We start from the raw sequence: 12,888 nt of genomic DNA on the forward strand, positions 1-12,888 counted from the left end.
AGATCAAGATGCGAATAGGTACGGTCCATGACGAGTTCCTTGCATTGGATAACTCATTGTTATCATTTGCAAGTCGCACTTCAAACTAGAACCCACCCCCGTTATACACATCGATTGCATAAGATAGCTTATGGAACTCTCTTATCTGCCGCGTCAAATTCGAGCTGTAGCTCAGCCGGACCTGATGTTTCCAGCGATCCTCTAAAATATTCGTCTGAACCGCAATATTGCGTTTGCTTCAAGTGTTCGGTCGCCGGGTGAGCACCTCGTGCTTAAAGCAAGTCTGCCGACAAAGGGTAACCATAAATGCTGTTACCGTTGACCTTGAGTTCCTCTCGCAGACCTCGACTTCGGATGGCGCACTGCACTTGGGTTATGCTCATTTCGGTGCGGAGCTTTGCAAGCTCGGCCTGCCGGCTATAATATTCTTCCTCATTGTCGAGCAAATCAGAAAGTTGGCGGGTTCCCATGTCGAAGTATTGTTCTCGATAAAGTACTCTCGTCTTTTTGAGCAATTCGATCTGCTTCTTGAGCATCGTCGACTTAATATCACCAGCGGCAAGGCTGCGTACGAGCGCAGTCTCTGTCAAACTGTCTTGCAGTTGCACCGATGCGAGCTTGGCTTCAGTTCCAGCTAGATTGTTGCGCGCGACATTTGCTCTGGCTGTAAGCGCGCCGCCCTGCAAAAAGTCAGATCGAACATCGACGTTCAACCCCAGCGGCAGTTTGTTCACGCCGAGCTCTCCACCAACAACAGGCTGCAGCGCAATACGTGGAGTGACTTCCTTCTCGGCCTTTTCAAGAGCGACCTGAGCACGTGCCTGTGACAGACGGTTCATGCGCAGATCGTCGGTTTCGCCTTGAGCCTTACACGACTTGGTAGATAGCGAGACCCGTCCGCCTTGCGGCTGGCCCGTCAATAGTGTCAGACGGTCCCTCGCCTCGCCGAGTTCAAGTTGGGTATCATTGGCAAGAAATGCAGCCGATTGCACTCTCTTGCGCGTTTCCAGGTGATCACTTGATGAAACAGCACCGTTTGTGGCGCGTTCTGCAACGAGTTTGTCGAGCTCAGTGAGAGCTTTAAGCTGACTTTTGTAGACGTCAAGCAACTCGCTCTTCATCTGCACGTCGGCATAAGTTTTTAGAATTTCCAGAAGCGTATCGTCGACCGTTTTCTGGAATGCAATGTAATTGATCTGAAGATCAAAATCAGCCAACTTTACTGCACGCTTGGAGTTCCCGCCATCAAACAGCAGCTGCGAACCAGTGAGGTCCACACCAGGTTTTCCAGTGCTGCCAGAACCGACGCCAGCTCCAGCAGCAACAGAAAGGCCTGGGAAAAGTGCGGCCCGTTGCACTCTAACCTGATCCGCACTTGCGGAAATCACGCTTGCTGCCTCCCGCACAGATGGATTGATCAGAAGACCATTGCGAGCGACCGCGCCAATCTGCGCACCTTTTACAGGCGTCAAAGTCGGCATCACAGAAGCCTTCTCGATAATCGCCGCTTCAGTGCCATCGGCTGCAGGTAACCCAACGCAACCTGAGAGCAGGATTCCGCCAGTGATAAACAGTGCCGCTTGACGGCAGATTCTCAGGTGAGCTCGCAAAGGGATCATTTGGTCTTCAGTTTCGTTTTCCTGCGACCAAATCGGCGCATTGTGGACGCCGCCACGCTGCGTGAGATACCTTACCTGCACCGTCAAAGTAAACCCGATATTGACAAATTAAACGGTCACGACCGACGAGCGGTAGCGAAAGATTAAACTCAAGTGACCCGTCACTGTTGCGATGAGCGGCGCGTCCTAATACCGCCTGTAACGCGGCCTGTGACTGACCGACAGAAATGCGACGAACTTGCGCTATGTCGCGCGGCATGCCGATACGAACATAACGCTTGTCCATGTCGGAATATGCTTTTGATACTGACGAAAAGCCCGCATGAGGATTAACCTCATTGAGAGTATCCCGAGCCTGAGCGGGTGTAAGACAAAATGTTGCAAGGGCAATGATCGAGAGTTGCAGGAATGCGGCGGGCGCGCCGAACCATTTTGTCATTTCGGACCTCGTTTTGGAGATATTGTTTATTGGTAATGTTGGTAATGAACTGAACGGTGTTACAGCTTTAACGTTCACGGAGCGCCTCCTGTGCACGGTTAAACGGTTTGATCAGGTACTGCCAGACGGTTTTCTCGCCGGTGCGAATATCGACAGTCGCAATCATGCCTGGAACAATTGGAAACCGGGCGCCGGCTTTGTTCGTCAGAAAGTCTTCGTGGGTTCGAATATAGGCGCGATAAAACACCAGATCTTGTTTGACCTCGTCGCGCACAGTATTCGGCGATATCGTTACAACTTCACCAGCAAGACCACCAAAGATGGCATAGTCATAGGCTGAAACCTTGACCAGAGCGTTCTGTCCTGGATGAATGAAAGCGATATCACGCGGCGAGATACGGGCTTCTATGAGGAGTTGGTCGTCCATTGGAACCAGCGTCATCAACTGCCCGCCAGCCGGAATGACGCCGCCGATCGTGGTAACAGCAATGTCTTTAACGATGCCGCGCATTGGTGCGCGGAACACCAGACGATCAAGCTGATCCGCCCGACCTCGCATGATCGATGCCTGGACCTCTGCCTCAGCATTGATCTTTTGCAATTCTTCACCGGTCTGGACTCGCAAATCCGCGCGCAATCGCGAAATTTCGAGCTTAGTCTGCGCCGCTTCGCGCCGCAGTTTAATCACTTCAACCCTGCTAGTTGCTCCGGTGGACTGAAGCTTTTCGGCAATTGCGAGCTCCTGTCGGGTAAGTTCTAGGCCTTCTGTCAACCCAGACAAGGATTCACGCAGGCTCTCACGACGGGACTTGAACAGAGCAAGCTCGTTGGCACGCAACTGTGCGAATTCATCGCCAGCCAGTTCTTGCGGGAAGACCACTTCGTCCAGATCACCCAACTCGGCGCGCATGCGTGCGGCGGCAGCGATGGAGGCGTGAAACTTTGCTGCCGCCTCCTCAACATTCGACGCAGTGCGAGTCGGATCGAGCTGTGCGAGGATCTGTCCGCGTTCGACGATATCACCTTCCTTGACGGAAATTAGCGTCAGAATCCCGCCATCGAGCGACTGGATAACTTGCTCTCTTGAACTGGGGACAACGGTTCCTTGGCCGCTTGAGACCTCGACAAGCGGAAAAAACCAGGCCCATGCAAGGAACAGGGCGAGCAGCAAGAATACAAGCCAGACAAATCGACTTTCCGAGCGCGCGGTTACGCGTTCAGCTGTGGTGTTAAGCGGCAGGCTCATGCGGCAGCCTTTCCGGATCGCAACTGGCTGAGAACCTGATCTTTGGGCCCATCCATCGCAATCACACCATTATTGACCACGATAAGTCGATCAACGATCCGCAGCATTGCGGGGCGATGCGTGGCAACAATCACCGAAATGTTGCGTCCCAGTTGGCCAAGCACATGAATAACCGCCGCCTCCGACACTTCATCAAACGAGGCTGTTGGTTCATCGAGCAGCAAAACACGTGGCTTCCTAAGCAGGAGCCGTGCGAGCAACAGGCCTTGCTTTTGTCCACCCGATAATCCGAGCCCGCCTTCTTGAACCAGATGATCCAAACCTTCAGGGAGCCGATTGATAAAATCCACCAGCCCCATTTTCTCGAGCGTATCAAGGACATCCTCGTCCGTCGCCATAGGCGCGCCGATCGTAAGGTTTTCGCGCAATGTTCCGTGAAACAGTCGAGCGCCCTGCCCCATGACACCGATGTCACGCCTGACGTCTGTCGGATCAATGAGACCCATAACGATATCGTCAACGCGGATTTCCCCTGCCAATGGCTCGAGAAGTCCAGCAAGACCAGACAGGAGCGTGGATTTACCCGCACCATTGCGCCCTAAAATAGCGATGCGTTCGCCCGGCGTGATTGTAAGCTGATCAATTTTAAGAACGGGAGATTCGGGATTGTGCCCGAATACTGCGTCCTTGATGCGAAATGCACCGCTGATGGTTGGCTTATGAATTCGCTGCTCTTCCTGAGGCGCATCCACGGGAAGAGCCATCAGGCCGTCAAGCGCCTTGCGCGCGACCTGGGCCTGTTGCCAGCGGTTGAGGATTTGCGTTACCGACGCCAATGGAGCAAGCATCCTTGAGGACAGCATAGAGGCTGCGACAAGCACACCCGTACTTAGTTCGCCGGCCATAACCATGGGTGCACCGAAGAAGATGACTACCGCAAACACCCCACCTTGAACCGTCTGTGCAAACGATGACAACCGGTTAATAAGATCGCGCAACTCCATTGAGGAGCCAGATGTGGTCTCGTTGTAATGGTTCCACAGGTTCTGGAACCGCGTTTCGGCCTGCATCGACTTGATATCGTCAAGCCCTTGGATGGCCTCAACCAGCATCGCGCTACGCAGCGAAGATTCTCGGGTGTTTGTTTCAGCCAGCCGGCGAAGTCGTTTTTGTGCCAGCAGTCCAGGCACGACCAGCAGGACCATCGCCAAAAGAGGTATCCAGACTAAGGAACCGGCAATGTAAAAGAACAATACGCAAAACAGCAGGAAAAATGGAACATCAGCAATCGCCGCCACTGTCGTGGAGGTCAACATTTCGCGGACATGTTCCAGCTCGCGTATCTGCGAAATAAACGTGCCGGTGGAGCGTGGTCGTGCGGTATTGCGGATACGAAGTGCGTGCCCGAACACCCGGTCTGATATCCGCAGGTCAGCAGCTTTTCCCGCTATATCGGTAATACGGCTTCGAGCGGTTCGCACACCCATCCCGAATAGGATCGCCATCATAACGCCGATGAACAAGACCCAGAGTGTGCTCATAGATTGACCGGGCACAACACGGTCATAGACTTGCATTGAAAAAATCGTGCCGGCAAGCGCCAGTATGTTGGTCACAAGCGAAGCAACCAACACTGCGCGGTAAGGCTTGAGATCCGCCAAAGCAATACTGCGCAACCAGTCGGGACGCCAAGGCGCAATATAATCATCGATCCGTCGGTCGGGACGCGACGAAACAGGACGAAGCACAAACAGCCGTCGCAAGCGTGAAGCCAATTCCTCTCGCGATAACGGGGTCATCAGGCCCTTGTCACCGGACAGAATTACTCCGAAGCCTTCGGCAGTCTCCCGTTCAATCACTCCAACTTCGCCGCCACTAAACTCAACGAGAAGTGGTAGCCTGAGGGCCGATAGAGCTGTAGCTCCCTCATCAATCTGCCGGATAGAAAGACTGACCGAGCGCGCAAGTGTAGCCAACCGGTCCTCATCTGTGGACCACGCCATGTCAAGTTTTATGCGCTCCACCGAGATGGCCATGCCGTAATGCGTTGCGACACGCATTACGGCTTCGATCCACCCTCGGTTGGCGCGCCCCCCGGAGGGAGCGGGACCAGATTGGTTTGGCGCGGCGTTCACAATATCAGACCTCGTAGTGAACGGCCGAGCGAAGTTCGTCTTCGAGCGAAGGTGCCGTCATTGGAGTGCTGAGGTCGACAAAATCGGAAGCTCCACCACCGGTGTCTGACGAAAACGGTTTAGCGTCGTGCTCGTCAGGCAGGATAGCGGACATCGCATCGTGCCCTGTATCAGAGGACAGGACGTCATCGATTGTAAGAGCAGTCTGTTGCTCTACGGCAGGTGCTGTAGACGCCTGTGTATCGATCGACGCCAGACCGAAGCTTTCACTGTCTTCTGCCATTGCAAAGGAGAACAGGCTCGAATGATCAGAACTTGATGCGACGGCATCCTGGTGACTATCAATCGTCACGCCGTCAATCTTTAGAGTGACCGTCGTGCCACTTTCACCGGTCCCCGTGTAAGATCCGTCTGACTGCAGCACCCAGTTTCCTGAAAGCGACAGCAAATCCTCCGATGTTCCCTTTATTGTCAGGATATGGTTTGCATCGGTGATCGCCTGAACATCATCAGGGGTCAGATCTGTGATTGCATTTGTTCCATGAATTCCCAGATCAATGATCTCGATATTCTTAAGGTGTTGCTTAAGATCATCACCACTGAGATCTTCGCCAAAGCGCAGGGCAACGGTGTCGGAACCGGCTCGGCCGTTGATGTTTGAACCACTCCAAATAAATGTGTCGTTACCTGATGTGGCTGTTGTAGGCGTTACAGCAAGCGTCAGCGTGTCGGTTACATGCTGCGATTCCGTTCCTGTTGCACTTTCAACAGTCCATGCCTCGACCCTGATCTGCGTGCCCGCCGTGGATGCGTCCTGATCGGAAAGCGCAGATGCTGCTTGAACGAAACCAAGCTTATCGAGATTGTCCTGCGACAAGCCAGTGATCGTATAGGAATTGGTGAGCTGATCGTAAGCGATCGATATGGCATCGTTGTTTGCATCGATAAGCTCGCCGCCGATATAAAAGGCTGCATGCGCACCAAGACCGGTAAGTTTCAAGGTTGTGGTTTCGGTACTTGCATCCTCAACACCTGCAACGGCGGTCGCCGCATCAACCATGGCTGCATTCAGGTTCAAGCTGATGATGCGACCTTCCTTACCAAACGACAAGGTCGGATCGATTGCTATTCCGTCTGCGACGGCTTCAACGGTCACAGGTGCAAGCGGCACAGTATCCACTCGGGTCGTCGGCAGGCTAGCCTCACCTGATTCAACCACGATCGAAAGATCCGTAAGCGTGCCGCTCCAATGTGGGGCGGGTAGGATTGCTACATAGGCAGGCATCGTACCGTCAGAGGAAATGACCCAGGTATTGGTGCTGCCATCGCCACCGGCGTTTGAAGCCTGGGAAGCGACAGTTGCATCCCCTGCACTTGAACCGACATAAAGCAGGAAGCCCACCGGAACGCCAGACAACAGAATGGACTTGATCGCCTCAGAACCATCGTTGTCTTTGAGAGCAACCGTGAGACCAGTCAACTCGATCGCGTTGGTCTTTTCTGAAGTGCCGCTCTCCTTGCCAGTGACTGGCTGACTTTCCACCGTGACACCATTGTTGACGATCAAGACTTCAGCGGTGCTGGAGGCCGAAGCGGCTTCCGTATTTGCCGCACCAGTTTCCTTCGTCTGTACCCAGGCATTGAAAGTTACGTCGCCCGGCTGGAGGACGGTTCCATCTGCCGCAGTGTAAGTGAGCTCGACTGAGCCGCCTGCAGTGCCAATCTCAACAACATAATATTTGCCATCTGGCACACCTACGACGCCACTGATGTCGGTCAGCGTCAGCGTTCTGCCTTCACCATCAGTGAGCGTGCCATTGTCGTTTCCGTTGGTCGAAACCTGAACATAAAGCTTGCCGTCAACGATCGTTCCGAACGTGCCGTCTGCAACATCGAAAGCCGAAATCGTTGCAGTAACACTGGTTTCTCCTTCTGCGACGTCAGGAACGTCGATGGTTACCGTCGCCTCGTCGGTCACCGGAATAATAGGCATGTCCGGCTTGGTGACCGCTTCCGTGCTGGTGCCACCAACCGCTGCTGCCGTCAGCTTGGCGTCAAAGTTGAATTCGGCATTGTTGTCATTGCTGTTAAGCGGGGGGGTGATTTTGATACCAGCAAGCAACCCATCAAGTGCGGCTTGACTGTCGCCGTTTGCAGGCACAACAACGGTTGCAGACCATGTCGGTACGCCGTTGATCGTGGTGAAGGTCATACCGTCGACGGTTGTACCTGGTGCTAGATTGGTGAGCGTGACGGTGTAACTATAAGCGACACTCGAGTCACTTGTTGTGACCTTAGCATCAACAACACCATCCAGGGTAAATTCAGTGTCTTCTGTACCCTGCGCACCATTGTAGCTCCATTCGTCGATAACTGGAGGCAGGTAAGATTGGCCGTCACCCAGATCTACCGTGAGGTTCCATTTGACGGAATCGGTTTCGATCTTGGCAGGCGAATTGACGTTCTGGCCCTCATCCTGCGCAAGCACGGTCATTGTGATGGTCGATGTGAGGTTAGACGCGCCCTTTCCGACGACGAATTCGACCGGAAGATTGATGCCACCAATGCCGATCGATTTCGCGTCCGCGCCGGAATAGATAAGGAGCCACGAACCTGCACCAATCTGGGATGCGCCGTTGACGGTAACACCATCAGGAACACCCTCAATAACCACGCGGACCAGATGTTCGCTGCCATCCGTATCGGCGGAATTTACGTGCAGGTTTACGGTCACTGTGCCGCTGGTCGTAACAGTCGCTGTGTCTGGTTCTGCATCGTCACCGGCAATCTCATCAGAAGTTGTACCAGTGGCGGAAGTCATGGTGATCGCCGTAATCGATGCATCGACTGCATCGGTTACTGGCAGTGCGTCAATTGTAAGCGAACCATTCTTCACTTCAGTCACGGCAGTTAAAGTTCCATCAGTTGATGGATCAATCACTTCGTAAAGGAAATCCAACTTGCCAAGGTCACCGTCAAGATTGGCGGCACCCTTCGCGCCCAGACTATCGATCTGATCGGACGGGACAATATAGTAGGTTTTCCCTTCAATTTCTTTCGTTTCAAGGTTCGCTGCTGAAATTTCTGCTCCGCCTACATAGAGCGTAAATTTGCTCGCGTCGTAATCAACCGGAATGAAAATACTACCCAATTTTTCATCTGTATCACCGTTTTGCGGAATGATTACCAGATTGAGCAGGGAGATTTCATCCTCGATAAGGGTGGCAGTTGATGTGATCAGTGCCTCCGGCGACGGAGTAACCGTGAAGCTGACATCGGTGAGAGGACCCGTGCGAGAATCGCCATCGTTTTCAGTTGTAACACCAGCGACCTTCAGGTTCACCGTCCCACTAAAATTCTCAGGAACAACAATAGAAACCTTCGAAAGGTCACTTGCCGACACCATCCAGATCCGTTCCGTCCCAGTGCCCGAAACGACCATTGTCGCTCCGGTTAACGAGAAATTCTCTGAAAGACCTGTGATGCGAAGTGTAGTTACTTCCGATCCGTCGGTGTCGCTAGACGCGACCGAGGTAATGATGTTGGACAGTTGGACCTTGTGTGCACCTGCATCGAGTGCTGCCTCTGTTGTGGTATAGGCAACATTTGGCAGTGTGATTACGGCATTATCGGCGACACCGGTAACCGCAATATCAATCGTGCGGGAAACAGGCGCAGATGTTGACGTTCCGTCGACCGAAACCGCGCTGACAGTCAATTTGAAATCATTGTTGCTGTTAAGCGGCGGTGTGACGGTCATTGGGTAGCTATTGTTGAAACCAACAATCGTAACCGCACCGCCACTGACAGTCAGCTTTTCACCGTTATAAGTGATTACAGCACCATCAGGAATGCCCGAGATGGTGACGTTGAAGGTTTCAGAATCATCGGAACTCGTCGTTTTGATCGAGAGCGGGATTGCCGTATCTTCAAGACCCGTAGCACGACCGTTGAGCGCCATGGTTACTTCATCGGCAACAGGTTCAAACTTGATCAAAGAAAGCGTAGCTTCACCGCTGATGGCTACATTGACACCATTTCCGCTTTCATGTGGTGGATCAAGCGGGAGTGTGGAAACGTCGCGATCATCATCATAGTCAACCGTTGCCGCCTGCACTCCAATGGTGAGTGTGCCCGATACATCAGCGGGTAGCTTAACCTGCAGCGTATTGAGATAAATTGATGGTACCCAGATTGGTTCGCCGACATAGGTCTGCGTCTGCCAAGTAAGACCATTATCTGTTGAATAACGGAATTCAGTGCCAATAACCGTGTCAGTTTGCGTGTCAGACGAAAGCGTTGGCGTCAACACAGCATAAGTGAATTCGTCCGAGTCTGCATTTGACCAAGCTGACTGCAGGCCGGCGAAGCCGCCACTGGTATTCGATGCGCCTGTGTAATTGCTACCAAGTGCAAACCAGGCATCTTCCTGACCCGCAACAGAATAGGCGTGATCGCCATTCATGGTGACGTCGTTTTGTCCATTTCCATCACTGTCGCTGTCGGTTCGCTCAGCCACAGGCGTAACGGTGATCTTCACGTCAAGATCAACTGTCTTGGTATCGCTATCAGAACCATTGGTATCGGTGCTGGTGATAGACAATTTGATCGTGGCATCCAGGCTGCTATGCGCTGGCGGCGTAATCGTGAAGGCATCAAGAATAGCTTCTCGATCAGTTTGGCTCAATGAACCATCAAATGTGATCGTTGCAGTGGTGCCAGAAACATTGTAGCTCCAGCCTGCCGATGCATCAGGGGTCCCAACGGTCCAACCGGTGGGAACTTCAAATGTGACTTCGTTGATGACTTCGGAGCCGGCTGCAGTACCCGTATCAGTGACAGCTACACCTGCAAGGAAGTGAACAGCCGTATCTTCCGTTGTTGTACTGTCCGTCGCAGTGACATCACCAGCAACAGGAGTAACCCGCAGATCAATTGTCACACTGCTCGTTACGGTCGCTGGAATACCTGCTGAATCACTGTCTGTGTCACGGGTATTAAGCGTGATTACGACATCTTTAATATCACCGCTGAAATCTCGTGGTGGCGTGATGGAAATATTTGGTGCCGTTGCGAACGTGCTGGTTTCAGGCGAAGTGACAGAGCCGCTCGCACCAACGGTGTAATTCGTTCCATTGATGGTTACGATCGATCCCGCAGGCAAGCCGCTGACAGTATAAGAATAACGTTCACTACCGTCAGTGTCGTTTCCAGCATTCGCATCGGTACTAGTCAAAGCCGCGGTGAGATGGCTCGACAAATCGATTTTGCTGTCCTCAGCAAAAGTAAGCGTCGTGACATCGCTCTCAAGCTCCGCCCCGTCGGTTACTGCCTGAACATCAACATTGATGACCTGCGTGCTGGACGCTCCCGCCACGCCCGCGATCTTGCCGCCGCTGGCATCAACTTCATAGCTGGTCGCGCTAACGGTTACAGTAAAATTATTGCCGCTTTCAGCGCGCGGATTTGCCACGAGAGCCGCATACTCGGCTGAAGTCAGATAGTAGATCCCTCGGGCGTCGTCAGCAGCAGGCGTGTCGCTCACATGAGGTACATCAGACAAGACGATGGTGATTTTACCATCGACTGGCGTAAGCGTTTTCGCACCCGTAGAAAGCGTTACGCCATCGGCGCCTGCGCCGCTGATAGTCAGCGTGATTTCACCCAGACGCTCTGGGTTGTCACTGTTAGTCGTACCCGTGCCTGTGTCAGTGATAACAGGTGTCTTCAATCCAAGGGAAACAGCAGTGTCTTCATCAGTATTAAGATTCTTATTTGCCTCAAGATCCGGCGCGTCGGCTACCTTGGTGATCGTGAAATCAATTGTCTGCGTGACGGACTTGCCACCCCCGGTTTCTGCCATGGTGTAGGTGACAGTTGGGACATTTCCGCCGTAGTTCGGAGCGGGTGTGAAGCTATAGCTCCCGTCTTCGTCGATGATCAGAGTGCCAAGGACATCCGCACCGTTTTTCAGTTCAACTGTTTGGCCCGGGGTATATGTTTCATCAATACCGTCGCCATCGGCATCCACCGAGAAGCCGGTTAAAATGATGTTGTTATCAACATCAGAGACGAAATCTTGAAGCGAGCCGTTGACGACGCCGTCTTCGAGGACATTTATCGTTTCATTGCCAAGGCCCGTGATATCGTCGTTGCTACCATTGACAGTAACTGTGATGACTTGCTCGCGAGTAGCTCCGTGTTCGTCCGTCACCACTGCTGTGAACGTTTCTGTTCCCTTTTCACCATCATTCAAGGCTTGTGTGGCAGCTAGGGTATTATCGAGTGTATAGATCCATTGACCTGTTTTTTCGTCAATACTGATTGTGCCGTAGGTGCCGTTGGTGGCAACCACGCTCCAGGTCAGTGTCGCATCCTTATCAATATCGGATGCGGTCAGCGTTCCGCTGACCACATTGTTTTGATCAGGGTTAGCAGTTCCCTGCTCGGTCACTTCGCCACTCGCTTCAGCCGTTCCGGACGTGATCTCCGGACGGTCATTGGCGCCAGTGACTGTGATGGTCAATGTGCTGCTGCTTGTCGCACCGTTAACGTCAACCGCTGTATAGGTGAAAGTCTCGGTGACTTGCTCACCTTGCTTCAGGGATTGAGTTTGTGTCGAGGTGTTGTCAAGTTCATATGTGTAGCTGCCATCGCTATTCAGCGTGAGGGTTCCATAGGTTCCTTGAATGCTCGAACCCACCGTTCCGACAACATCGCCAAACTTCACTTCATTTACGGCCAGTGTGGCCTTTTCACCATCATCAACGTCAGTATCATTCGTCAACACGTTGCCGGTTGCAGTGGCAGTTCCACTTATCGGATCGTTACCACCGTCCTGAACGCCTGCTTCCGACACTGATCCGGTGTCGGCATTTGCAACCGGTGCATCGTTGGTTCCGTTAATTGTGATGACGACTGTTCGGGTTTCGGTTCCGCCCTTCCCGTCACTCACCTCAACGTCGAAGCTCAGCTCAACCTTATCGCCTTCATTCAGAGCCTGAGTAGCACTCAGCGAATTGTCGAGCGTATAGGACCAAGCCCCAGTTACAGCATCGATGGTGAAGGTGCCATAGGTTTGATCAGGAGTACCCAGCACGCTCCAGCTAAGCGTATCGCCATCGACATCGGATGCGTCAAAACTTCCTGTCGCGGTCGGATTACCAGGAACTGGTGTGTTGTCATCGACAACACCTGCCTCAATCACTGTGCCGTCCTGGTCTCCCCCAGCAATCACTGGAGCATCATTGACTGGATCAACCGTGATGGTGAGATTGGCGGTATCCGTGCCACCTTCCCCATCGCTGATCGTATAGGTGATGGTCGGAACCGTGCCGTTCCAGTTTTCGTCCGGCGTAAACGTGTAGGCACCGGTGCTGTCGAGCGTAAACGTGCCAACATTCTCAATTATGGCATTGTCGCCAGCGCTGTAGGTGGTTCCATTGATAA

5 protein-coding genes are annotated in these 12,888 nt (G+C 52.9%); all 5 read right to left on the bottom strand.

Annotation, left to right across the window (positions count from 1 at the left end):
• Positions 1 to 272: 272 nt before the first annotated feature.
• Positions 273 to 1,619 carry a TolC family protein gene (locus QSJ70_RS23795; protein ID WP_215779193.1) on the bottom strand — a complete coding sequence of 449 codons (1,347 nt, stop codon included), beginning with the start codon at positions 1,617 to 1,619 and terminating at the stop codon, positions 273 to 275.
• Between the two features lie 7 nt (positions 1,620 to 1,626).
• The gene (locus tag QSJ70_RS23800; RefSeq protein ID WP_285540228.1) at positions 1,627 to 2,136 is read right to left on the bottom strand and encodes a hypothetical protein; all 510 of its coding nucleotides are present in this window, start codon (positions 2,134 to 2,136) and stop codon (positions 1,627 to 1,629) included.
• Positions 2,126 to 3,304, bottom strand: coding sequence for a beta-barrel domain-containing protein (locus QSJ70_RS23805; protein ID WP_176588794.1), 1,179 nt, complete (start codon positions 3,302 to 3,304; stop codon positions 2,126 to 2,128). The genes QSJ70_RS23800 and QSJ70_RS23805 overlap by 11 nt, the downstream gene beginning before the upstream one ends.
• A complete protein-coding gene (locus tag QSJ70_RS23810) occupies positions 3,301 to 5,439 on the bottom strand; it encodes a type I secretion system permease/ATPase (RefSeq protein WP_256443872.1) in 2,139 nt (712 codons plus the stop codon). The genes QSJ70_RS23805 and QSJ70_RS23810 overlap by 4 nt, the downstream gene beginning before the upstream one ends.
• Before the next feature lie 4 nt (positions 5,440 to 5,443).
• Positions 5,444 to 12,888 (bottom strand): beta strand repeat-containing protein (locus tag QSJ70_RS23815; RefSeq protein ID WP_285540234.1); only part of this gene is annotated, 7,445 nt, incomplete at its 5' end.

Origin of the sequence: Brucella sp. NBRC 12950, assembly GCF_030268145.1 — a bacterium.
In the GTDB taxonomy this organism is placed as follows: domain Bacteria; phylum Pseudomonadota; class Alphaproteobacteria; order Rhizobiales; family Rhizobiaceae; genus Brucella.

Excerpts from the sequence above, each read along its gene's own strand:
- QSJ70_RS23795 (WP_215779193.1), bottom strand. The coding sequence starts at position 1,619 with ATGATCCCTTTGCGAGCTCACCTGAGAATCTGCCGTCAAGCGGCACTG.
- QSJ70_RS23805 (WP_176588794.1), bottom strand. The coding sequence starts at position 3,304 with ATGAGCCTGCCGCTTAACACCACAGCTGAACGCGTAACCGCGCGCTCG.